This is a genomic window from Agrobacterium sp. 6Ca8 (assembly GCF_055382765.1).
In genome coordinates this window covers 940,954-964,690 of record NZ_AP026433.1, presented here as the reverse complement: position 1 = coordinate 964,690, position 23,737 = coordinate 940,954, and the positions used below count along the sequence as shown (strand labels likewise).

The following is a 23,737-nucleotide window of genomic DNA, read 5'->3' as shown; positions in this document are numbered from 1 at the left end:
GCTGCAAAATTCTGCGGCGCGCTATAATCCTAGGGCGTGGGTGAGGTGCTTCAGTCGAAAACCGGGATAATTCTCGGAAGGTCGTCCATGCTGACGCCGAACCACCAGGTTACGCCGTACCAGAGCCCGCAGATCAAAGCCGATATCAGCGTTGTCCACAAGACGATGCGCCCGCCCCTGAACCTTGACGGGGCGCTTGCAACCGTGCCGATCGCCACATCGCCGTCTTCCTCCTGGGTGCGAAGGCCAATCGGCAGCACAACGAAAAGCACCGTCCACCAGACGATGAAATAAATGGCGAAGACCGAAAGAAGCGGCATGACGTCCTCCTGCGTGATGCGCCCCTTGTAACGCATTCATCCGCGAACCGGAATCACTTCCCTGCAAGATGTATAAAAAGCTGCAAGAGAGGAGAAGGAACGATCGCGGACGGCGATTGCGTCATGTCCGAGATGGTCCGGACATGACGGGGCGTGACGGTTTGAAAACCCGGGATTTTCCGGTTCAGACCTTGGTGACGAAAACCGTCACGATCGGCTTCTTGCCCCATGCCTGATTGGCAGCGGCGCGTACGGCGCGGCGCACTGACTCGCGCAGCAGCGCAAGGTCCTTGCGGCGGGCCCGGGGGATGCTTTCCACGGCGCCGAGTACGGCGTCATAGAGCGTATCTTCCATGTCCTCGCCCTCATCATCGAATTCCGGCAGGCCGAAAGGTACGACATCGGGATCTCCGAGGAAGTCGTAGCGGCTGTCCAGCAGCACATTGACGGAGACGTGGCCGGCGAAGGAAAGCTTGCGGCGGTTGCTGATCCCCATCTCGTCGAGGTCACCGATGAGGTTGCCGTCCTTGAAGACGCGGCCGTGCGGTGCGTCGTTGATGACTTCCGCAGGACCAGGCGCCAGACGCAGAATGTTGCCGTTACGAACCTTCGGCACCTGAGAAATGCCGGCCTGTTCAGCCAGTTCCTTCTGCGCCACCAGATGCGCCGCCTCGCCATGCACCGGCACCAGGATTTGCGGCTTGGTCCATTCGTACATCCTCAGAAGTTCGTTACGGCGGGGATGGCCGGAGACATGCACCAAAGCCTCATTGTCGGTAACGATATGGATGCCCTGCTCTATCAGGCCGTTCTTGATCTCGATGATCGCCTTTTCGTTGCCCGGAATGGCGCGCGAGGAAAATACAACCGTATCACCGGCAGCCAGCGCCACATTACGCATCTCATCGCGCGAAAGCTTGGCAAGGGCTGCCCGCGGCTCACCCTGCGAACCGGTGAGAATGACGACCACCTTGTTGCGCGGAATATATCCGTATTCGTCTTCAGCCAGGAACGGCTTGATACCTTCCATGATGCCGAGATCCTGCGAAACGTTGACGACGCGCTTCAGCGACGAGCCGAGCAGCAGCACTTCGCGTCCGGCAGCTTCCGCAGCCTGCGCGATGGAGCGGATACGGCCGACATTGGAGGAGAAGGTGGTGATGGCCACGCGACCCTCGGCATTTTCAATGATCTGGCGCAGCCCCTCAGACACTTCGTGCTCCGAAGGCGATACGCCGTCACGCAGCGAGTTGGTGCTGTCGCACATCAACGCCAGCACGCCCTCCTCGCCGATGGCGCGGAAACGCGCCTCATCCGTCAACGGACCGAGAGACGGCGCCTCGTCAATCTTCCAGTCGCCCGTGTGGATGACATTGCCAAGCGGCGTGCGGATGACCAGCGACATCGGCTCGGGGATCGAATGGTTGACGCCGACGGCCTCGATTTCGAACGGGCCGACATTGATGCGATCACCCGCCTTGAACGGGGTGATTGGAATTTCGGCACGGCTGCCCTCATAGGCGCGCTTTGCCTCCAGCATGCCGGCGGTGAAACCCGAGGCATAGACGGGTACGTTGAGGCCCGGCCACAGATCGTTCAGCGCGCCGTAGTGATCCTCATGGGCGTGGGTGATGATGATGCCTTTGAGGTTCTTCTTCTGCTCGGCGATATAGCTGATATCGGGCAGAACCAGATCGACACCAGGCAGATCGAGACCGGCAAAGGTAACGCCGCAATCCACCATGATCCATTGGCGCTTGCTTTCCGGACCGTAGCCGTACAGCGCCAGATTCATGCCGATTTCACCGACGCCGCCAAGCGGCAGAAATACCAGTTCGTCCTGTTTAGTCATTGTTCTTCTTATCCACTCACGAGAGCGCGCTGGCGACGGCAATATGCCGCGCCCAGCCGCCCGTTTAACAGCATCGGACATGAAACATCATGATCGACCGGGCCGATGCGGAGCCGGTCTGTCACCCTGCTTTTCATGAGCAGCAGGAAAGCTCCAACCTGTGGGAAGAGGTTCGGCGTGGGTCCTTGAAGACACGCCGTCCACCTCATCCAAAAAACACGTCGCCGGCGGCGATGGAGCGCCTTGTGCCCTCATCCTCATCCAGCAGCAGATAACCATTATCATCAATTCCAACGAAACGCCCGCCGATCGAGCGATCCGGAAAATTGACGGTGATATGTTCGCCGATACCGCAGGCAGCCGCCCGCCATCCGGCCATGACACCGGAAACGCCCCTGCCCTCATCCCAGCTTTGCAGCACATCCGCTGTCTCGCGGAAGAGATGCGCGAACAGCTCGTCGGGGGAGCACGACGCCCCGTGTTCGGACAGCATGGTGACAGGATAAAGCGGATTTTCAGGCTTGTGGGCGATATTGATGCCGATGCCGATGACGATGGCGCGGCGTCCATCCGGCAGAAGTTCGGCTTCCATCAGAATGCCGCAGGTCTTCCGGCGCCCGATCAGCACGTCATTCGGCCATTTTATCTCTAGCGGTTCGCCACCCGTCGGCAGCACAGCGCGAATGGCGCGGTAGACGGCGAGCGCAAAGGCAAGCGGCAATGAACCGATGCGGTCCATTGGCGCGGGATCGATGAGAAGAAGCGAAGCGTAGAGATTGCCTGGTTCAGACACCCAAGGCCGGCCGCGGCGACCGCGTCCGCCAGTCTGGCGGATGGCGGTGATCCACAGATTGCCGCCATCGCCTGCCCTTGCGCGGGCGAAACATTCTATGTTGGTCGATGGCGTGTCCGCCATCGCCTCGTGCCGGAAGTCATCGATGGACATCCGGCCCGTATGCTTGTGCGTATTGCTCAAAAGAACGTCTTTGCCGCAACCGTGACTGCATTGCCGAGCGCACCACCGAAGACGATGAAGGCGACGACGAACAGTCCAGAGAGCGCATAAACGATTTTCAGTTCGCCAGCCGGACGCTCGAAGCTGCCCTTGGCTTCATCGAACCACATGACCTTGACGACGCGGATATAATAATACGCACCGACAACCGAACCGATCACACCGATAACGGCAAGCGGATAGAGTTTGGCTTCGATGGCAGCAAGGAAGACGTAGTACTTGCCGAAGAATCCGGCGAGCGGCGGAATGCCGGCAAGCGAGAACATCAGGATCGTCAGAACAACTGCCATGAAGGGGTTGGTGGACGAAAGCCCGGCCAGATCCTCGACATTTTCGACATTGCCGATTTCCTTGCGACGCATGGAGAGAATGCAGGCGAAGGTGCCGAGCGTCATGACCATGTAGATGGTCATGTAGAGAATGACGCCCGAGATACCGGCCTCGGTGCCCGCCGCAAGACCAACCAGCGCGTAACCCATGTGACCGATGGAAGAATAGGCCATCAGGCGCTTGATGTTCTTCTGACCGATTGCCGCGAACGAGCCGAGCAGCATGGAAGCGATGGAGATGAAGACGACGATCTGCTGCCAGTCGGCAAAGACCGGCTGGAAAGCGTCAACAACGATGCGAACGAAGATCGCCATGGCGCCGATCTTGGGAGCGGCAGACAGGAAGGCCGTGACCGGTGTCGGCGCACCCTCATAAACATCAGGCGTCCACATGTGGAACGGCACGGCGGAAATCTTGAATGCCAGACCGGCAAGAACAAAAACCAGACCGAAGACGAGGCCGAGCGAACGGGTTTCTGCCGTCAGAACCTGGGCGATTTCGGTAAAGCCGGTATTGCCGGTAAAGCCGTAAACCAGCGACATGCCGTAAAGCAGCATGCCCGAGGAGAGCGCACCGAGAACGAAATATTTCAGGCCCGCTTCGGTGGAGCGCAGGCTTTCCCGGTTGATGGCGCAGACAACGTAGAGCGCAAGCGACTGCAGCTCCAGCGCCATATAGAGCGAGATCAGGTTGTTGGCCGAAATCATCAGCAGGATGCCGAGCGTCGCCAGAACCAGAAGCACCGGATATTCGAACCGGCCGACCGGCTCAAAACGGCTCTGGCCGACAGAAAGGATCATGGCGGTGATCGAGCCGATCAGCGCCAGCACCTTCATGAAGTTGCCGAAGGCATCGGCGACGTAAACGCCGCCGAAAGCCACACCCGAAGCGGGCGCAAAGACGATCCAGAGACCGACGACGAGCAGCAGGGCCACGGAGAGGCCCGTGACCGTCGTTGTCGACTTGTCGCCCGAGAAGACGCCAATCATGAGCAGCGCCAGCGCGCCGACCGCAAGGATCAGCTCGGGCGTCGCGATGTGCAGACTGGCAAAAAGAATTTCAGCGGTCATGTCCAACGGGTCCTGTCGTCAATTCATAGAAAGCGCAACATTTTGCGCCGCCTGCAATGCAGCCGTATAGTTGTTTACCAGAAGATCGACCGAAGCGGCTGTCGCATCGAAAACCGGAGCCGGATAGACGCCGAAGAAGATCGTCAGCGCAACCAGCGGATAAAGGATAACCTTTTCGCGGGTTGACAGATCAAGCATCGATTTCAGGCTTTCCTTCTCAAGCGCACCGAAAATCACGCGGCGGTAGAGCCACAGCGCGTAAGCGGCCGAGAGGATGACGCCGGTTGCCGCAAACAGCGCGACCAGCGTGTTGGCGCGGAATACGCCGATCAGCGTCAGGAATTCACCGACGAAGCCGGAGGTGCCGGGCAGACCGACATTGGCCATAGTGAAGATCATGAAGGCGACGGCATATTTCGGCATGTTGTTCACGAGACCGCCATAGGCCGAGATCTCACGGGTATGCAGCCGATCGTAAACGACGCCGACGCAGAGGAAGAGCGCGCCCGACACGATGCCGTGCGACAGCATCTGGAAGATTGCGCCCTGCACGCCCTGCACATTGGCCGCGAAGATGCCCATGGTCACGTAACCCATGTGGGCGACGGAGGAATAGGCGATCAGCTTCTTGATGTCGTCCTGCATCATCGCCACCAGCGAGGTGTAGATGATGGCGAGAACCGACAGCGTGAAGACGAAGGGTGCAAAATAGTCCGAGGCCAAGGGGAACATCGACAGCGAGAAACGGATGAAACCGTAACCGCCAAGCTTCAGCATGACGCCTGCCAGAATGACGGAACCTGCGGTCGGCGCCTGCACGTGCGCATCCGGCAGCCAGGTGTGAACCGGCCACATCGGCATCTTGACCGAGAAGGCCGCGAAACAGGCAAGCCATAGCCAGGTCTGCATGCCGGCCGGGAAGCCGTATTTCAGAAGTTCGGTCATGTCTGTTGTGCCGGACTGCCAGTACATCGCCATGATGGCGAGCATGGTCAGAACCGAGCCAAGCAGCGTGTAGAGGAAGAACTTGTAGGACGCGTAGACGCGATCCTTGCCGCCCCAGACACCTATGATGATGAACATCGGGATCAGCGTTGCTTCGAAGAAGACGTAGAAAAGAACGGTATCCAGCGCCACGAAGACGCCGATCATGACGACTTCCAGAAGCAGGAAGGCGATCATGTATTCCTTGATGCGCTTTTCAACCGACTGCCAGCTTGCCAGCACGCAGAAAGGCATGAGGAAGGTGGTGAGGATGACGAACAGCATGGAGATGCCGTCGACGCCCAGATGATAGGCGGCGATGTTGCCGAACCATGCGTGTTTTTCCACCATCTGGAAACCGGGGTTCGAATTATCGAAGCCGATCCAGACGAACAGCGACACCAGGAAGGTGAAAACGGTCGTCAGCAGCGAGACGTTGAGAATGTTGCGGCGACCGTAAGGGCCGTTCTCATTGGTCAGCAGCAAGAGCACCACGCCGACTAGCGGCAGAAAGGTGACCGTTGAAAGAATTGGCCAATCGGTCATCAAAACGCACTCCCGAGCATCATCCAGGTGACAAGCGCCGCGATGCCGATCAGCATCGCAAAGGCATAGTGATAAAGGTAACCGGATTGCAGGCGGACCATGCGGTTGGTCACGTCAACCACACGCGCTGCAATGCCGTTCGGTCCATAGTGGTCGATGACGGCCACGTCGCCCTTCTTCCACAGGAAGCGGCCAAGCGCCTTTGCGGAACGCACGAAGAGGAAGTCGTAAAGCTCGTCGAAATACCACTTGTTCAAGAGGAACTGATAGAGGCCGCGATGGGTCGCTGCCAGACGCTTCGGCGTCTCCGGCGACTTGATATACATGTACCATGCGGTGACAAAACCAAGCGCCATGGCGAAGAACGGGCTCCACTTGACCCACAGCGGAACATGGTGGAACTCGTCAAGGATTTCATTTTCCGGAAGCGTGAAGAGAGCACCCTTCCAGAACTCGGCATATTCATGGCCGAAGAAATAACCTTCGAAGACAACACCGGCGAAGATCGCGCCGACGGTGAGGATGAAGAGCGGGATCAGCATGACCATCGGCGATTCATGCACATGGTGCATCACGTCAGCCGAAGCGCGCGGCTTTCCGAAGAAAGTCATGAACGCCAGACGCCAGGAATAGAAGCTGGTGAACAGCGCGGCGATGACCAGCAGCGTGAAGGCGAAACCTGACAGCACCGAATGGGACGCATAAGCGGATTCGATGATCACGTCCTTCGAGAAGAAGCCGGCAAAGCCGATCATCGTGCCCGGAATGCCCACACCTGTCAGCGCAAGCGTGCCGACGGTCATCGTCCAGAAGGTGATGGGGATATGCTTGCGCAGGCCGCCCATGTAACGCATGTCCTGCTCGCCATCGACGGCATGGATGACGGAACCGGCGCACAAGAACAGCAGTGCCTTGAAGAAGGCATGCGTGAAGAGGTGGAACACGGCCGCGCCATAAGCACCGACGCCAAGTGCCACGAACATGTAACCGAGCTGCGAGCAGGTCGAATAGGCAATCACGCGCTTGATATCGTTCTGCACGAGACCGACGGTCGCTGCGAAGAAGGCGGTGATGGCGCCGACCAGCGTCACGACGGTGAGCGCATCATGCGACAATTCGAACAGCGGCGACATGCGGGCAACCAGGAAGACACCGGCGGTCACCATGGTTGCGGCGTGAATGAGGGCGGACACAGGGGTCGGGCCTTCCATCGCGTCCGGCAGCCAGGTGTGCAGCAGGAACTGCGCCGACTTACCCATGGCGCCCATGAAGAGCAGCAGGCAGACGCCCGTCATCGCATTGGCCTTGTCCAGCTGCATGCCGAACAGGTTGATGACGGTTTCCGTCGAAGCTGCACCTTCAGCCGGCAGATAGGTGCTGGCGGCAGCGAAGATGGTTTCGAAATTGATCGAACCGAACAGCACGAAGACGCCTGATATGCCGAGAATGAAGCCGAAGTCGCCAACGCGGTTGACGATGAACGCCTTCATGGCAGCAGCAGACGCCGAAGGCTTCTTGAACCAGAAACCGATCAGCAGGTACGACGCCAGACCAACGCCTTCCCAGCCGAAGAACATCTGCAGCAGGTTGTCGGAGGTCACCAGCATCAGCATGGCGAAGGTGAACAGCGAAAGATAGGCAAAGAAGCGCGGACGATGCGGATCGTGGTGCATGTATCCGATCGAATAGAGGTGCACCAGCGTCGAGACGGTGTTGACGACGACGAACATGACGGCCGTCAGGGTATCGATGCGGAACGCCCATTCGACGTCGATGCCGCCGGACTGGATCCAGCGCAGCACGGTGACCTTGATCACCTCGCCCGGCTCGCCATGGGCAAGCGCGACGGAGAAGAAAACGATCCACGACAGGACGGCGACCACGATCATCAGACCGGTGGTGACATATTCCGAAGCCTTGGCGCCGATCGACCGGCCAAACAGGCCGGCAATCAGGAAGCCGATCAGGGGAAGAAAGACGATAGCCTTGTAGATCATAGCCTTATCAGCCCTTCATCATATTGACGTCTTCGACAGCGATCGATCCGCGGTTGCGGTAGAAGACAACGAGTATTGCAAGACCGATGGCCGCTTCGGCGGCTGCGACGGTCAGAATGAACAGTGCGAAGACCTGGCCGACGATGTCGTTCAGGAAAGCCGAGAACGCCACCATGTTGATGTTGACCGCCAACAGGATGAGCTCGATCGACATGAGGATGACGATGACGTTCTTCCGGTTGAGGAAGATACCGAAGATGCCGATCGTGAAGAGGATCGCGCTGACCGTCAGGTAGTGGGAAAGACCGATTTCCATATTCTGTTTCCTTGGATCCGTTCGCGCCTTCAGATGCCCTGGCCCGGCTTGACCTTGACCGTGGTGACGGCGGTCTTCGGGTCACGGCCGACCTGCGTGGATATGTTCTGCCGCTTGATGTCGGTGCGGTGACGCAGCGTCAGCACGATGGCGCCGATCATGGCCACCAGCAGCACGAGACCGGCAAGCTGGAAGAAGTAGACGTAATTGGTATAGAGCACGTCGCCCAGCGCGGCCGTATTGGTGCGCACGGCCGGTGACGGGATCGGCATGGTAATCGATTTGGCGGCCTGCGGGTTGAGCACGCTGCCACCGACCACGACGATCAGCTCAGCCGCGAGGATGATACCGATCAGCGCACCGATCGGCGCATATTGCAGCACGCCGGAGCGCAGCTCCGCAAAATCCACATCCAGCATCATGACGACGAAGAGGAAGAGCACCGCCACCGCACCGACATAAACGACGAGCAGGATCATGGCGAGGAATTCGGCCCCCGTCAGCAGGAACAGCGCGGCTGCGTTGAAGAAGGTCAAAATCAGAAACAGCACCGAATGAACAGGGTTCTTCGATGCGATGACCATGAACGCAGACGCCACGGCGACGAAAGCGAATATATAAAAGAATACAGCGTGCAGACCCATGTTGGTGCCTTCTTGTCCTCATCCGGGCAAAGACCGCGCAATCGCGCGCTCTACCCGTTTCGTCCCCGCCGGCGATAACCGTGCAGGCTCTTTTACTCTTTCTTCGCTTTCCGGGGTCTCCCCCGGAAAGACGGTTGCGCCTTAACGGTAAGGCGCATCCAGTGCGAGGTTGCGCGCAATTTCACGCTCCCAGCGGTCGCCATTGTCGAGAAGCCTTTGCTTGTCGAAATAGAGCTCCTCGCGGGTTTCCGTCGCGAATTCGAAGTTCGGGCCTTCGACGATGGCATCCACCGGGCAGGCTTCCTGGCAGAAACCGCAATAGATGCACTTCACCATGTCGATGTCGTAACGCACCGTGCGGCGGGTGCCGTCATTGCGGCGCGGACCGGCTTCGATGGTAATCGCCTGAGCGGGACAGATCGCTTCACACAGCTTGCAGGCGATGCAGCGCTCTTCACCGTTCGGATAACGGCGCAGCGCATGCTCGCCGCGGAAGCGCGGAGACACCGGGCCCTTTTCGAAAGGATAATTCACCGTGGCCTTCTGCTTGAAGAAGTGGCGCATCGTCAGGAAGATCGCACCGACGAACTCCTTGAGGAACAGTGAATTGACGGCTTGGGAAAGGCTGGCCATCTCAAACTCCAGATTTCTGAGCGAGGCGTACGGACATCAACCGGCCCACCCCGTCAGCTTCAATACGAATGCAACAATAACGACCATGGCGAGCGACAGCGGCAGGAACACCTTCCAGCCAAGGCGCATGAGCTGGTCATAGCGGTAACGCGGAACGAAGGCCTTCACCAGAGCGATCATGAAGAAAACCATGCAGCCCTTGAGCGCGAACCAGACAATGCCCGGAATCCAGTTCAGGAACCACACATCCACGATCGGCAGCCAGCCGCCAAGGAACAGGATCGTCGTCAGGCAGCAGATCAGGACGATCGCAGCATATTCGCCGAGCATGAACATCATGTAAGGCGTCGAGCCATATTCGACCATGTGACCGGCCACCAGTTCCGATTCCGCTTCCGGAAGGTCGAAGGGCGGACGGTTGGTTTCGGCAAGACCCGAGATGAAGAACACGATGAACATCGGGAACAGCGACAGCCAGTGCCAGTCGAGGAACGAGGCCGGCAGACCGATCATCGTGCCGAGGCCGGTACGCTGCGCCAGAACGATATCCGTGAGGTTGAGCGAGCCGACGCACAGAAGCACGGTGACGATGACGAGGCCGATCGACACTTCGTAGGACACCATCTGCGCCGCCGAACGAAGCGCGCCGAGGAACGGGTACTTCGAGTTCGAAGCCCAGCCGCCCATGATGATGCCGTACACTTCAAGCGAGGAAATCGCGAAAATGTAGAGAATGCCGACATTGATATTGGCAACGACCCAGCCATCGGCAAAGGGGATGACCGCGTAGGTGGCGAGCGCCAGCGTTACGGCAACCAGCGGCGCCAGAAGGAAGACCGCCTTGTTGGCGCCCGCCGGAATGACGGGTTCCTTCAGGATGAATTTCAAAAGGTCGGCGAAGGACTGGAACAGACCAAAGGGGCCGACGACGTTGGGACCACGGCGCAACTGCACGGCTGCCCAGACCTTACGGTCGGCAAGCAGAAGGAAGGCGATGGCCACCAGAAGGCAAACGAGAAGCAGCAGGGACTGGCCGACCATGATCAGCGCGGGCCAGACGTAGCTCCAGAAAAACGATTCCATAATCCCCTACCCTTACTCTGCCGCAGCCTGGAAATTGTTGCGGGCCAATGCGGAACACTCGGCCATGACGGCGGATGCGCGCGCAATCGGGTTCGTCAAATAAAAGTCTTTTACCGGCGAGGCAAACGCAGACTTATTGAGGCTGCCCGCGCGAGCGGCAAGTGCCTCGACATCCGCGCCGTTGCCGGCAACGATCTCATCGGTTTCCGCCAGATGCGGATGCGCGACATAAAGCTGGCCGCGCAGCGCAGACAGCGAATCGAACGGCAGCTTCTTGCCGAGCACGTCGGAAAGCGCACGCAGGATCGCCCAGTCTTCACGGGCTTCGCCCGGTGCGAAACCGGCGCGGTTGCCCACCTGAACGCGGCCTTCGGTGTTGACCCAGATACCGGATTTTTCGGTATAGGCCGCACCCGGAAGGATGACGTCGGCGTTCATCGCGCCATGATCGCCGTGGCTGCCGATGTAGACGGTGAACTTGGCGCCCTTGTTCGATAGGTCGATTTCATCGGCGCCGAGCAGGAAGAGAACGTCCATGGACGTTACCATTTCGGCAGCAGCAACACCGCCCTCGCCCGGCACGAAGCCGATGTCGAGACCACCGACGCGGGCAGCGGCAGTGTGAAGCACCGAGAAGCCGTTCCACTCTTCGCTGATTGCGCCAACCGAAACGGCAAGCTTCGCAGCGGCCGCGAGAACGGCTGCACCATCGGCGCGTGCCAGAGCGCCCTGGCCGATGATGATCAGCGGGTTCTTGGCGGACTTCAGCTTCTCAACGAAGCTGTGAGAGCCATTGGCGAGATCGGAAAGCGTTTCCGCGCCGGAGCCTAGATATTCGTAGTTGTAGCGCAGCTCACCGGCTTCGCCGATCACGCCGATCGGGAAACCACCGCGACGCCAGCGCTTGCGGATACGTGCATTGAGCACGGCCGCTTCATAACGCGGGTTGGCGCCGACGATCAGCAGCGCATCCGCGTGCTCGATGCCTTCGATTGTGGAATTGAACAGGTAGCTGGCGCGACCCAAAGACGGATCAAGCGCTGCGCCATCCTGACGGCAATCGACATTGGCCGAGCCGAGCGACGCCAGAAGCGACTTCAGCGCGAACATTTCCTCGACGGAAGCAAGGTCACCGGCAATCGCGCCGATCTTGCTGCCGCTGGTTGCGGCAACCGCCTGCTTGATAGCGCCGAAGGCTTCGCCCCAGCTTGCGGGCTGCAAGCGGCCATCCTTGCGGACGTAAGGGCGGTCGAGACGCTGAGTCTTAAGGCCGTCCCAGATAAAGCGGCTCTTGTCGGAAATCCACTCTTCGTTGATTGCCTCGTTGACACGCGGCATGACGCGCATGACTTCGCGGCCACGGGTATCGACGCGGATTGCCGAACCGAGAGCGTCCATCACGTCGATGGTTTCGGTCTTGTTCAGTTCCCACGGACGGGCAGTGAAAGCGAAAGGCTTGGAGGTGAGCGCACCGACCGGGCAAAGATCGACGACGTTGCCCTGAAGCTCGGAGGTCATAGCCTGCTCGAGATAGGTGGTGATTTCAGCGTCCTCGCCGCGGCCGATGAGGCCCAGTTCGGCGATGCCGGCAACTTCCGTGGTGAAACGGACGCAGCGCGTGCAGTGGATGCAGCGATTCATCACCGTCTTGACGAGCGGGCCGATATATTTGTCTTCAACCGCACGCTTGTTTTCAGCGTAACGCGAACCGGCGATACCGAAGGCCATAGCCTGGTCCTGCAGGTCGCATTCGCCGCCCTGGTCGCAGATCGGGCAATCGAGCGGGTGGTTGATGAGAAGGAACTCCATCACGCCTTCGCGGGCCTTCTTGACCATCGGCGTGTTGGTGAAAACTTCAGGCAATTCGCCATTCGGGCCGCCGCGAACGTCGCGCACGCCCATGGCGCAGGATGCGGCGGGCTTGGGCGGTCCGCCCTTCACCTCAATGAGACACATGCGGCAGTTACCCGCGACCGACAAGCGCTCATGAAAACAAAAGCGCGGAACTTCAGCACCAGCCTCCTCGCACGCCTGCAACAGCGTGAAATGATCCGGAACCTCGATCTCTTTACCGTCAACCTTGAGCTTTGCCATGGTTCTACTTACGTCCTGTTGCCTGTTCGTCCCGTGTCTCTCACACGGTCCGCAACAAATCCTTAATCGCGCCCGACACTTCATCTCGTCGGTCAGGCGCTTCATGGTTTTCCGGCGCCGGGATCATCCCCGCGCCGCATGCAAACTGCGAAAAGCTTATTCGGCAGCTTCCAGAACAGCGCCATCATCCATGGCCCTGTAGGTATATTGGTCGATGCGCTTTTCGATTTCCGGACGGAAATTGCGGATCAGCGCCTGTACCGGCCATGCGGCGGCGTCGCCGAGCGCACAGATGGTGTGGCCTTCGATCTGCTTCGTCACTTCGAACAGCATGTCGATTTCGCGCTTCTGCGCGTTGCCCTTCACCATGCGTTCCAGCACGCGCCACATCCAGCCGGTGCCTTCACGGCACGGCGTGCACTGGCCGCAGCTTTCATGCTTGAAGAACGCCGCGATGCGGGCGATCGCCTTGATGACGTCGGTGGACTTGTCCATGACGATCATGCCGCCGGTGCCGAAGGACGACTTCACTTCGCGCATGCCGTCGAAGTCCATGATGGCGTCCTTCATGTCCTCACCGCGCACGATGGGGCAGGATGCGCCGCCGGGGATGACGCCAAGCAGATTGTCCCAGCCGCCGCGAATGCCACCGCAATGGTGTTCGATCAGCTCACGGAAGGACAGGCCCAGCGCATCTTCGAAGGTGCATGGACGCTCGACATGGCCGGAGACCATGAACAGCTTGGTGCCGACATTGTTCGGACGGCCGATAGACGAGAACCATGCCGCACCTCGGCGCAGAATCGTCGGAGCAACGGCGATGGATTCGACGTTGTTGACGGTCGTCGGGCAACCGTAAAGACCCATATTGGCCGGGAACGGCGGCTTCAGGCGCGGCTGGCCCTTCTTGCCCTCGAGGCTTTCGAGCAGTGCTGTCTCTTCGCCGCAGATATAGGCACCTGCGCCGTGATGGACGTAGATGTCGAAATCCCAGCCGTTCTTGTTGTTCTTGCCGAGCAAGCCTGCATCGTAACATTCGTCGATGGCGGCCTGAAGCGCCTCACGTTCGCGCATATATTCGCCACGCACGTAGATATAGGCGGTGTGTGCACCCATGGCGAAACCGGCGATAACGCAGCCTTCGATCAGCGTATGCGGATCGTTGCGCAGGATTTCGCGGTCCTTGCAGGTGCCGGGCTCGGATTCGTCGGCGTTGACCACGAGATAATGCGGACGGCCGTCGCTTTCCTTGGGCATGAAGGACCACTTGAGACCCGTCGGGAAGCCTGCGCCGCCGCGACCGCGAAGGCCGGAAGCCTTCATCTCGTTGATGATCCAGTCACGACCCTTTTCAATGATCTGCTTGGTGCCATCCCAATGGCCGCGCGCCATCACGCCCTTCAGGGACTTGTCCTTGAGGCCGTAGAGATTGGTAAAGATGCGATCCTGATCTTTTAACATGCTTCACCCTTTACCGCGGCTTCTTGCCGAAGACCCTGATATACTCGGCTTCGCCACCCTTGGCGAGCGCCTCGGCCTGCTTGATCCACTCATCGCGTTCGATGCGGCCCTTGAAATTCAGATAACCATCCACCCAGTCGCACTCGGCCTTCTTCCAGCCGGCAATCTGCGCATAGGTGAAGATGCCGAGCTCGTTAAGCGTGCCTTCGATCTTCGGGCCAACGCCTGAAATGAGTTTCAGGTCATCGGGCGCAGCGGGCTTTTCAATGCCTGCCGGACGGTCGGCTGACTCAAGCGACGGTCTGGATGCTGTCGCTTCCTTGCCTGCCGATTGCTGTTCCCCTGCCTTTGCGTTTTCCGCAGCAGCCTTGGGCTCGTTCGCAGGCGTCTTCAGCTTCGGATCGGTTTCCGGTGCGTCCGTCTTTGGCTTGGCGGCATTCGAAGGAAGAACGGGTGCTGCTTCCGCCGGAGCTTCCGCAGGCTTGTCGAGATTGGAGCGATCTGGCTTGATCTCTTCCGTCAGCGTCGTCAGGCCGCCAACGGGCACCGACTGGTGACGGTCGATCTGGGGGCCGGTCTTGACCGTGTCGCCCTTGCCTGCCTCGAACGTGTCGATGATCTCTTCCAGGCGCTCGGGCGTCAGATCCTCATAGGCATCCTTGAAGATGATGACCATCGGCGCGTTGACGCAGGCGCCCTGACATTCCACTTCTTCCCAGGACAGCGTGCCGCTCTCGTTGGTGTGCAGCGGATCGTGGTGGATCTTCTTGCGGCAGACATCCATCAGCGCTTCCGAGCCGCGCAGCATACAGGGCGTGGTGCCGCAAACCTGAACATGAGCGCGTGTGCCGACCGGCTTCAGCTGGAACTGGGTGTAGAAGGTCGCCACTTCCATGACGCGGATATACGCCATATCCAGCATGTCGGCGATTTTTTCGATGGCGGCGCGGGTAACCCAGCCGTCCTGCTCCTGCGCACGCATGAGCAGCGGGATAACTGCCGATTGCTGGCGTCCCTCCGGATATTTCTGGATCGTCTTTTCCGCCCATGCGGTATTATCCGCGTTAAAGGCAAATGCCACGGGCTGGAACTGATCTTCGGCTAGTCGACGAACGGACATACTTCCTCACGCCTTTTCAGTTTAACGTCTCACAACGCGATCTCGCCACCGTGACGAATTCGCAGGCATAAGCCGCCTTGTCTTTCTGCATGAACACGATGAACTTGCTGCCATTGGGAACCGAGGCCTTGATCTCGTATCCCGATGACAGAAGCTGCTTGATAGTGGAACCACCGCTGCTTGATAGCGAAACGCCCCCCTCGTCCGTCGCCGTCTGGGCGAGAACGGAGGTCGACATCGCAGCAAGAAAAGCCAAGATGGCCAGCGGCAGACGCATCAGCGGTCGACCTCCCCGAACACGATGTCGAGGGAGCCGAGCACGGCTGTAACGTCGGCAAGCTGATGGCCCTTGCACAGGAAATCCATCGCCTGCAAATGTGCATAACCCGGCGCGCGGATCTTGCAACGGTAGGGCTTGTTCGAACCATCGGCGACCACGTAGACGCCGAACTCGCCCTTCGGCGCTTCGACGGCGGCGTAAACTTCGCCGGCGGGAACGTGATAGCCTTCGGTATAGAGCTTGAAGTGATGGATGAGAGCTTCCATCGAACGCTTCATCTCGCCGCGCTTGGGCGGAACCACCTTGCCATCCAGCGAGGAGACCGGGCCGATGCGGTGCTTGCCGGACAGAAGATCGACGCACTGCTTCATGATCTTCACCGATTCGCGCATTTCCTGCATGCGGATCAGGTAACGGTCATAGCAGTCGCCGTTCTTGCCGACGGGGATATCGAACTCCAGATCGGAATAGCACTCGTAGGGCTGCGCGCGACGCAAATCCCAGGCAGCACCCGAACCGCGCACCATGACGCCCGTGAAACCCCATGCAAAGGCATCTTCAAGCGAGACGACGCCGATATCGACGTTACGCTGCTTGTAGATGCGGTTGTCGGTCAACAGGCCTTCGATATTGTCGAGAACGGTAATGAAGGGATCGCACCATTTGCCGATATCTTCGACCAGTTCCGGCGGCAGATCCTGATGCACGCCGCCCGGACGGACATAGGCCGAGTGCATGCGGGCGCCACAGGCGCGCTCGTAGAACACCATCAGCTTTTCACGTTCCTCGAAGCCCCAGACAGGCGGCGTCATTGCGCCGACGTCCATGGCCTGAGTCGTCACGTTCATGATGTGCGACAGGATGCGGCCGATTTCCGAATAAAGCACGCGGATTAGCTGGCCGCGCATCGGGATTTCGAGACCCAGCAGCTTTTCGACGGCGAGCGCGAAAGCGTGTTCCTGGTTCATCGGCGCGACGTAGTCGAGACGGTCGAAATAAGGCACCGCCTGAAGGTAGGTCTTGGTCTCGATCAGCTTTTCGGTACCGCGATGCAGAAGACCGATATGCGGATCGACGCGCTCGACGATTTCGCCGTCCAGTTCCAGAACCAGGCGCAGCACGCCGTGCGCGGAAGGGTGTTCCGGACCGAAGTTGATCGTGAAATTGCGGACGTTATGCTCAGTCATTCTAGTGCTCCGCCGAGGTGATCATGGCGATGAATTCGGGGCCGGTCATGTTCTGCGTGGTTTGCGCGAAAGAATAGCTCGAAGGCTTCTCATCCGTGAAAATCTGCGACGCAAAATGGAAACTGGAAGGGTTGTCGAAAGCCTGCAACGAGACGGCAAAATGCTTGCCATCCTTGGAGCGCCACATCAGCGTGCTGCCGCAATTCTTGCAGAAGCAGCGCTCACCCCATTCCGACGAGGTATAAACACCGAAATGCTCCTCGTTCTCGATGGCGACGTCAGCGCATTCGACAGCCAGAAATGTTCCGCCGGACCAGCGGCGGCACATCGAGCAATGGCAAACGCCGAATTCGCGGGCGCCGATGCTGGCATTGAAGCCAACGGCGCCGCAAAGACATTGTCCGTGCTCTGTCGCGGGGGCTTCGCTCATTGCTTGGCCTTTTCGTCACCCGGGAGAACATAGTCAGTCCCCTCCCAGGGAGAGAGGAAATCGAAATTGCGGAATTCCTGCTTCAGTTCGACCGGTTCATAGAGAACCCGCTTCAGAACGTCATCGTAGCGTACTTCCACAAAGCCGGTAACCGGAAAATCCTTGCGCAGCGGATGACCTTCGAAACCGTAATCGGTGAGGATTCGGCGAAGATCCGCATGGCCTTCGAAAGGAATGCCGTACATATCCCAGGCTTCGCGCTCGAACCAGTCGGCACCCATGTAAACGGAGGTTGCCGAGGGAACGCCCTCGTCTTCCGCCACCTGCAGCTTGATGCGCACGCGCAGATTCTGGCGCGGCGACAAGAGGTGATAGACAACGTCGAAACGCTTCTCGCGCTGCGGCCAGTCGACGCCGCAAATATCGATGATGTTGACGAAACCGCACTGCACATCGTCACGCAGGAACGTCAAAAGCGCGATAACGCTTTCCGTCGTCGTATTCAGCGTCAACTCGCCATAGGCGATATCGGCCGAAACCACGAGGGAACCACGCGCTTCCTTAACGTAAGCAGCAAGATCGTTTAGAGCTTCGCTCATTCCTTAATCCGTCCTTTGCCCTTAGCGCTCGATCGTACCGGTACGCCGGATCTTCTTCTGCAGCAGAAGCACGCCGTAAAGCAGCGCCTCCGCCGTGGGGGGACAGCCCGGAACGTAGATATCCACCGGCACGACTCGGTCGCAGCCGCGCACGACGGCGTAGGAATAATGGTAATATCCGCCGCCATTGGCGCAGGAGCCCATGGAGATGACGTAACGCGGCTCGGGCATCTGGTCATAGACCTTGCGCAGTGCCGGCGCCATCTTGTTGGTCAGCGTTCCCGCGACGATCATGACGTCCGACTGGCGCGGCGAGGCGCGCGGGGCGACACCGAAGCGCTCCATGTCGTAACGCGGGCCGGAAGCCTGCATCAGACCCTCGACGGCGCAGCAGGCAAGACCGAACTGCATCCACATCAGGGAGCCGGTACGCGCCCAGGTGATCAGCTCGTCGGTCGAGGTAACGAGAAAGCCCTTGTCGGCCAGCTCGTCGTTGATTTCCGTGAAGTAGGCATCGTTGCTGCCGACAGGCTTGCCGGTCGCGGGATCGATGATCCCCTTCGGCTGCGGTGCAACGAGCGTGCTGTTGTTCTGGCTCATGCCCATTCCAGCGCTCCCTTCTTCCACTCATAGATAAAGCCGATGGTGAGAACGGCGAGGAACACCATCATAGACCAGAAACCGAACCAGCCCATATCACCGAAGGACACAGCCCAGGGGAACAGGAAGGCGACTTCCAGGTCGAAGATGATGAAGAGAATGGACACCAGATAAAACCGGATATCGAACTTCATGCGGGCGTCGTCGAAGGCATTGAAACCGCACTCGAAAGCGGAGAGCTTTTCCGGGTCCGGCGCCTTATAAGCGACAGCGAAAGGCGCGATGAGAAGCGCCAGGCCAATGACAAGAGCGATACCGATAAAGATTGCGATCGGAATATAGGAACTGAGGAGTTCAGTCATGGTCTCTTCCCTGTCCGGCCGGGTGCCGGACCTGCCTTTGCGACTGAAAGTCTAAAGGCGCACAAATATGTTGCAACGCCAAAGTGGTTAGCGCAGCCGCGCTCTCTCTGCAAGAGTTTAGGCACCATTTCAAGACACCTGCCGCATTGATTGGCAACAATATTGCCGGAATTGACGCAAATTTGGGCCACAATTCCGGGCTAAGCCCCTCAAATACAATAATAATCGATTGAACGACGCAACCGCAAAAAAGTCACACGAATTTTACGTCAAAATGGCAGCGAAGTGACGATCTCTCGATATCGAAACTTGACTAAAAACAGCAGGAAAAACCGCGCTCGCAAATGCCGGAAACAGGCGCTGAAATCGCCATTGCCGATATGGCAGGACGATGCCTGCTTGCTTCGTTTGGGAGCGTCATTTCGGTGAAAGAAATGGCGCGAGTGACGGGGCTCGAACCCGCGACCTCCGGCGTGACAGGCCGGCACTCTAACCGACTGAGCTACACCCGCGCTCCACAGACATTCGTCTGCGTTTTTTTTCCGAGGAACAGGATGGCGCGAGTGACGGGGCTCGAACCCGCGACCTCCGGCGTGACAGGCCGGCACTCTAACCAACTGAGCTACACCCGCTTATCCTGACCGACAAGACCTTAGTCTCGCCGTACGAACCAGCCTCGGCTGTTCGTTGAGCGGCTAACTACGGCGTTCGTGCGGGGGTGTCAAGCAGGTTTCACGACAAAAGAATAAGCTTCTTCATTTTGATCGGAAAAAACTGAAAGGCCTTTGACCGGCATTGCAGCGAATGCCTTGTTTTCCGGGCTTTTCCCAACAGAAACAAAAAACTTGTCCACAGCCGGGGCGTCCGTAACGCGATTCCAGTATACCGCCAAAGGTAACGGCCGGGCGTTGTTTTTATCGAAAAGCCCGCAGTTCCCGGCTTTTTGCCGATCACCTCTGCCAGTGGGCAAAGCTGTCCGGAAAAAAAACAAAAAAACTTCACAAAAGCTCTTGCGGTTTTTTTCCGATCCGAATACATCACGGCCACCGACGCGGCAGACACGATCTGCAAGACGCGAAGGGCGATTAGCTCAGTTGGTAGAGCGCCTCGTTTACACCGAGGATGTCGGGAGTTCGAGTCTCTCATCGCCCACCATTTTCCAGCTTCTTCAAATTGTGCGCATTAACAAGCCGAAGCTCTTTCGGATGTCGGTGCGTTTCGCCGTAAACTTCCGGCATTGGGAATCACGGGCCCTGCCCCCGATTCTGTAGACGGCCGCGCCCTTGGGCTGGTGGAGCGGCTTTTCCGGCATGAGTTTATGCCAGATCGGCACTTCTGTTCCACATTCATACAGGCCGGCTCCAATAGGTGTGCCACCCCGCAACATACCGAAAAATAAGCAGATTCAGACTTTTTAAAGAGATTTCATGCATTGTTTTCGAGCCGTTTCATGATGAACGGTATAAATGATGGATGAAACCATGTCGGTCGACGCGTTTGTAACACTCGCGCTTATTGCGCTGCCTGTTTATATTTTTTTCCGCTGGGTCCAGCAGGACTCAGAAAAAGACAGCACTCCCAAAAGCAAGAATTCCATGGGGCGGTGATCTCTAGCGATCTGGTCCACTGCACATTCATGGAAGTCCTCCGGATAACACCCTCGATTATGCGATAGCGACGCGACCATGCCGGTTTTAACGGCTGGTATGCGACTCATCGTGGGGAATCGGCATTCCCCAGATCGGGGTTTCTTCCGCCGCACAAAAAAGCCGGGCTATGCCCGGCTTTTCTCATTTGCGATTCTATTCGGACCGATCAGTTGATCGCCTTTAGATCGACGGTAAAGAACAGCGTTTCGCCGGAAGATCCGTCGACGCCGTCATTGTCAGTGACGACATAGGCCGTTCCTGCCTTGTCGAAGGTGAAGCCTTCCAGCTTGTCAACGGTATAGCCATTCGTCTGGGCCTTGAGGTCCGGCAGGAAATCATGTGCTTCCTGCTTGGCCACCAGCGGCAGTTCGCCACCGATCTTGCCCGGCTTCAGGTCAGCGATCGCGACGCGGTAAAGCTTCTTGATCTTTGCCTTGTCACCGACCTGATTGTCGCGCTCGACGATATAGACATAGTCGCCCTGTGCGGCGATTTCAGAAAGGCCGACCCAGCCTGCCTCGGTCTTGTCGAGCGGGTAACGCACGGCGCCCCATTCCTTGGACTTCGGATTGTAGGAGACGAGTTTGACGACACCCTTCTCGTCCGTGCCCCACTCGCGCTGTACGGCCATCCACAGCGTCGCGTTGTCGCCCTTGCCGATCATGGTCACGCCTTCGAAACCGAAGCGGGTTTCGCCAGCCAGCAGTTCCTTCGGCAGAGCGATCTCAGCCTTGATCTCGCCCTTGGCGCTGACATTGTAGAGTGCGTGGGGCACGAGCTTGGCACTGTCACCTTCCGAGGCCAGCCAGAAGCCGCCCTTACCGTCAAGCGTAATGCCTTCGATGTCGAGTTTCTGGGCTGCGATACCGTCGCGCTTGATGCGCAGGGCGCTGGTTATGGTGGCGGGCTTCTTCGTTGCGTCGATGGTGTAGATCGACGGCTGGTTGCCATAGACCGAGTCGGACACGGCATAGAGGATGCCAGGCTTTTCAGCATCGCCCACCAGACCGGAGAGCGCGCCCCAGCCGATCGGTGCGCCGTCAACGGTGGCGGACGCGAGCTGCGGGTAGGCAATCTGGCCTTCTGCGCGTTCATAGATCATGACATGCGAGCGAGCGCCGCCATCTTCGACGAGATCGGCTTCGTTGGCAGTGACGAGAAGATTGCGCGACGGAATGGCGACGGCGCCTTCGGGCGAAATGCCCGAGGGCAGAAGCTGGACCAGTTCCGGTGTGCCGCCCGTATCCTTGTAGACAGCAGCGAGAGACGCGCGCTCGGCAAGAACGAAGAAGTACTTCTGGCCATCGAAGGTTGCCGCCTCCAGACCTTCCGGCTCGATGCCCTTGGCCTTGGAACGCTTTTCCGGATAGTGGCCGATGCTGGCGGCAGCGTGCTCAAGGGTGGCACCGGCTTCATAAAGAAGCTTGCCGGTCTTGTCGAAAATGGTGAAGCCGCGCGCGCCGCCCTGCCAGTCACCCTCATTGGCGATGACGATGCGGTCATTGTCCAGCCACTTCACGGCATCTGGCTCACGCTTGCGGCCTTCCTGCTTGTCGGTGAACTTGATCTGGCCGTCCGTCTTCGTGTCGACGCCTTCCAGATCAACCGTGCCAGCGGAGAAATGCGTCTTTACCGTACCGGTCTTGCCGTCGATGATGACGATGTGGTTGTTTTCCTGCAGCGTGAGCGCGATCTCGCCATTGGCATTGATCGAGACGAATTCCGGCTCCGGATCTTCCGGGGAGATTTCGGCAAGGCCGGTCACGTCGATCTTCTTCAGCGTCGCGCAGTCAGCAACACCGTTCTTCAGACCGACCGTCACCAGATAACCGGCGGGCATCTGTGGCAGGGCGCCTTCGTTCACCTCTTCATCGCGTTCGTTTTCGATCGCGATGGCGGCGAAGGTCTTGTCCGGGGAAATTGCGACAGAATCTGGCTGGCCGCCGAGATCGCAGCTCGCTTCAATCTTCTTGGTGGCGATATCGACCGTCACCAGCTTGCCGGACGGCTTGGCGCGGTTTTCGGACGTGTTGACACCGGCCAGAACCTTGGTGCCAGCAACGGCAACCGAGGTCGGTTCGCCTTCCAGCAGCAACGCGCCGCCAGCCTTGGGTGCCTTCGCGTCGGTGATGTCAACGAAACCAATGCCGCCAAGCGGGCTGTCCGAATAGACCAGCGTCTTGCCATCTTCGCTGGCGGTTACGATTTCAGCTGAGGTGACGGCCTTCGCGTCCTTGTCCGCTGGCAGGTTCTTTACGACCGGGAAAGATGCGATGCGGTTGAAAACCGGCTCGGCAGCAGCCGGAAAGGCCGCGGACGTGAGCAGAGCAGCAGTCAAAGCCATCTGAGAAAGTCGGAACGCCATTATAAATCCCCCTTGGATCCAAAAAAACACCCTATGGCTTCTGCGTCAGAGACATGACAGCGGCATGACATTTCCTGTCGGAGGAATCAAAAAGCCCGACCATGAAGGCCGGGCTTTCCTGTTCGTGCGCACATTCCGCGTATCAGAGCGCCGTGTGACCGGATGGAGGCTACACAGGCGCGCTCTCCTACTTTCAAGTACATCTTGCCGGTTCGAAAAAAGGGCCATCCGAAAAAGCAATTCGAAAAGCCGCCCGGTTTACGTGCCGGCATGATGGCGTCAGGGCGTCAAAACATGTTTCCTCGTGAACCTGAAAAGCCGCCCGCCCGCCGCCGAACGTCACGGCCTTTCGGAAACCTTACGAGTTGACGGCGTCCTTCAGGCCCTTGCCTGCGGAAAACTTCGGTACGTTGCGAGCCGGGATATCGACTTCAGCACCCGTGGAAGGGTTACGACCCTTGGAGGCTTCACGACGGCTTACGGAGAAGCTGCCGAAGCCAGCGAGACGGATGTCGCCACCGCTCTTCAGTTCGTTCTGTACGGTTTCGAATACGGCATCAACAGCGGAAGCAGCATCTGCCTTCGTGAGACCAGCCTTTTCGGCAACAGCAGAGACGAGCTCGTTCTTGTTCATGTTTCCACCCCTTTCAATGGTTTGAAACGACTCAAATTAAGCCGGCGCAGAATACGTTTGTATCCGCGCGCAGCAACTCAAAAGCGCTGGAATCGCCTGAAAAACAAGGGGTCTGCGGGGTTTTTCACAAAAAAGGCCGACATTTCTGCCGGCCTTTCCCTTAAAC

The 23,737-nt window shown here is 58.6% G+C and carries 23 protein-coding genes and 3 tRNA genes; 2 read left to right on the top strand and 24 right to left on the bottom strand.

The features are described from left to right. Positions 1–50 precede the first annotated feature (50 nt). The 22 genes from ACZ5A6_RS04835 to ACZ5A6_RS04730 form a co-directional block, all read right to left on the bottom strand. Positions 51–356 carry a DUF1467 family protein gene (locus ACZ5A6_RS04835; protein ID WP_003512694.1) on the bottom strand — a complete coding sequence of 102 codons (306 nt, stop codon included), beginning with the start codon at positions 354–356 and terminating at the stop codon, positions 51–53. 148 nt (positions 357–504) lie between these two features. Next, positions 505–2,172, bottom strand: coding sequence for a ribonuclease J (locus ACZ5A6_RS04830; protein WP_003512693.1), 1,668 nt, complete (start codon positions 2,170–2,172; stop codon positions 505–507). Positions 2,173–2,377: 205 nt separating this feature from the next. Further along, entirely contained in the window at positions 2,378–3,118 is a 741-nt protein-coding gene (locus tag ACZ5A6_RS04825) for a biotin--[acetyl-CoA-carboxylase] ligase (RefSeq protein ID WP_174061447.1), read from the bottom strand. Between the two features lie 26 nt (positions 3,119–3,144). Then, the gene (gene nuoN / locus ACZ5A6_RS04820; RefSeq protein ID WP_003512691.1) at positions 3,145–4,587 is read right to left on the bottom strand and encodes an NADH-quinone oxidoreductase subunit NuoN; all 1,443 of its coding nucleotides are present in this window, start codon (positions 4,585–4,587) and stop codon (positions 3,145–3,147) included. An 18-nt stretch (positions 4,588–4,605) separates the two neighbouring features. Then, positions 4,606–6,117, bottom strand: a complete 1,512-nt coding sequence (locus ACZ5A6_RS04815) for an NADH-quinone oxidoreductase subunit M (protein ID WP_013635953.1) — start codon at positions 6,115–6,117, stop codon at positions 4,606–4,608. Next, positions 6,117–8,114 (bottom strand): NADH-quinone oxidoreductase subunit L, encoded by a 1,998-nt coding sequence (gene nuoL / locus ACZ5A6_RS04810; RefSeq protein ID WP_013635952.1) that lies wholly within the window; start codon positions 8,112–8,114, stop codon positions 6,117–6,119. The genes ACZ5A6_RS04815 and nuoL overlap by 1 nt, the downstream gene beginning before the upstream one ends. Before the next feature lie 7 nt (positions 8,115–8,121). Next, positions 8,122–8,430, bottom strand: a complete 309-nt coding sequence (gene nuoK, locus ACZ5A6_RS04805; protein ID WP_003496445.1) for an NADH-quinone oxidoreductase subunit NuoK — start codon at positions 8,428–8,430, stop codon at positions 8,122–8,124. Between the two features lie 29 nt (positions 8,431–8,459). Beyond that, positions 8,460–9,074 carry an NADH-quinone oxidoreductase subunit J gene (locus ACZ5A6_RS04800; RefSeq protein WP_003512680.1) on the bottom strand — a complete coding sequence of 205 codons (615 nt, stop codon included), beginning with the start codon at positions 9,072–9,074 and terminating at the stop codon, positions 8,460–8,462. A 141-nt stretch (positions 9,075–9,215) separates the two neighbouring features. Then, positions 9,216–9,707 (bottom strand): NADH-quinone oxidoreductase subunit NuoI, encoded by a 492-nt coding sequence (gene nuoI, locus ACZ5A6_RS04795; RefSeq protein ID WP_003512679.1) that lies wholly within the window; start codon positions 9,705–9,707, stop codon positions 9,216–9,218. A gap of 36 nt (positions 9,708–9,743) precedes the next feature. Then, positions 9,744–10,790 carry an NADH-quinone oxidoreductase subunit NuoH gene (nuoH, locus tag ACZ5A6_RS04790; protein WP_013635951.1) on the bottom strand — a complete coding sequence of 349 codons (1,047 nt, stop codon included), beginning with the start codon at positions 10,788–10,790 and terminating at the stop codon, positions 9,744–9,746. A 12-nt stretch (positions 10,791–10,802) separates the two neighbouring features. Further along, a complete protein-coding gene (gene nuoG / locus ACZ5A6_RS04785; RefSeq protein ID WP_041694373.1) occupies positions 10,803–12,884 on the bottom strand; it encodes an NADH-quinone oxidoreductase subunit NuoG in 2,082 nt (693 codons plus the stop codon). A 156-nt stretch (positions 12,885–13,040) separates the two neighbouring features. Next, on the bottom strand, positions 13,041–14,345 hold the full coding sequence (nuoF, locus tag ACZ5A6_RS04780; RefSeq protein ID WP_003502381.1) for an NADH-quinone oxidoreductase subunit NuoF: 1,305 nt from the start codon (positions 14,343–14,345) through the stop codon (positions 13,041–13,043). A 10-nt stretch (positions 14,346–14,355) separates the two neighbouring features. Further along, positions 14,356–15,465 (bottom strand): NADH-quinone oxidoreductase subunit E, encoded by a 1,110-nt coding sequence (locus ACZ5A6_RS04775; protein WP_019565474.1) that lies wholly within the window; start codon positions 15,463–15,465, stop codon positions 14,356–14,358. A gap of 16 nt (positions 15,466–15,481) precedes the next feature. Next, complete coding sequence (locus ACZ5A6_RS04770) at positions 15,482–15,742, bottom strand: hypothetical protein (RefSeq protein WP_025593255.1); 261 nt, start codon at positions 15,740–15,742, stop codon at positions 15,482–15,484. Next, complete coding sequence (locus ACZ5A6_RS04765; RefSeq protein WP_003512668.1) at positions 15,742–16,932, bottom strand: NADH-quinone oxidoreductase subunit D; 1,191 nt, start codon at positions 16,930–16,932, stop codon at positions 15,742–15,744. Before ACZ5A6_RS04765 ends, ACZ5A6_RS04770 begins: the two co-directional genes overlap by 1 nt. A 1-nt stretch (position 16,933) precedes the next feature. Then, positions 16,934–17,362: a GFA family protein gene (locus ACZ5A6_RS04760; protein ID WP_038490727.1), complete on the bottom strand. Its 429-nt coding sequence runs from the start codon at positions 17,360–17,362 to the stop codon at positions 16,934–16,936. Further along, entirely contained in the window at positions 17,359–17,961 is a 603-nt protein-coding gene (locus ACZ5A6_RS04755; RefSeq protein WP_003512657.1) for an NADH-quinone oxidoreductase subunit C, read from the bottom strand. The genes ACZ5A6_RS04760 and ACZ5A6_RS04755 overlap by 4 nt, the downstream gene beginning before the upstream one ends. Positions 17,962–17,982: 21 nt before the next feature. After that, on the bottom strand, positions 17,983–18,567 hold the full coding sequence (locus ACZ5A6_RS04750; protein WP_003512655.1) for a NuoB/complex I 20 kDa subunit family protein: 585 nt from the start codon (positions 18,565–18,567) through the stop codon (positions 17,983–17,985). Next, positions 18,558–18,923 carry an NADH-quinone oxidoreductase subunit A gene (locus ACZ5A6_RS04745; protein WP_003512653.1) on the bottom strand — a complete coding sequence of 122 codons (366 nt, stop codon included), beginning with the start codon at positions 18,921–18,923 and terminating at the stop codon, positions 18,558–18,560. Before ACZ5A6_RS04745 ends, ACZ5A6_RS04750 begins: the two co-directional genes overlap by 10 nt. Before the next feature lie 435 nt (positions 18,924–19,358). Next, positions 19,359–19,435 (bottom strand) — tRNA-Asp (locus ACZ5A6_RS04740). A 43-nt stretch (positions 19,436–19,478) separates the two neighbouring features. Next, positions 19,479–19,555: transfer RNA gene (locus tag ACZ5A6_RS04735), tRNA-Asp, on the bottom strand. Between the two features lie 89 nt (positions 19,556–19,644). Beyond that, a complete protein-coding gene (locus ACZ5A6_RS04730; RefSeq protein WP_272870985.1) occupies positions 19,645–19,776 on the bottom strand; it encodes a hypothetical protein in 132 nt (43 codons plus the stop codon). A gap of 226 nt (positions 19,777–20,002) precedes the next feature. Between ACZ5A6_RS04730 and ACZ5A6_RS04725 the strand changes: the two genes are divergently transcribed. Both ACZ5A6_RS04725 and ACZ5A6_RS04720 read left to right on the top strand, forming a co-directional pair. Beyond that, positions 20,003–20,078: transfer RNA gene (locus tag ACZ5A6_RS04725), tRNA-Val, on the top strand. Between the two features lie 311 nt (positions 20,079–20,389). Then, complete coding sequence (locus tag ACZ5A6_RS04720; protein ID WP_003512649.1) at positions 20,390–20,530, top strand: hypothetical protein; 141 nt, start codon at positions 20,390–20,392, stop codon at positions 20,528–20,530. 208 nt (positions 20,531–20,738) lie between these two features. Here ACZ5A6_RS04720 and ACZ5A6_RS04715 read toward each other — a convergent pair whose 3' ends face one another. Next, positions 20,739–22,937, bottom strand: a complete 2,199-nt coding sequence (locus ACZ5A6_RS04715) for an esterase-like activity of phytase family protein (protein ID WP_464111057.1) — start codon at positions 22,935–22,937, stop codon at positions 20,739–20,741. 358 nt (positions 22,938–23,295) lie between these two features. Then, on the bottom strand, positions 23,296–23,571 hold the full coding sequence (gene hupB, locus ACZ5A6_RS04710) for a DNA-binding protein HupB (protein ID WP_003496481.1): 276 nt from the start codon (positions 23,569–23,571) through the stop codon (positions 23,296–23,298). Positions 23,572–23,737 lie beyond the last annotated feature (166 nt).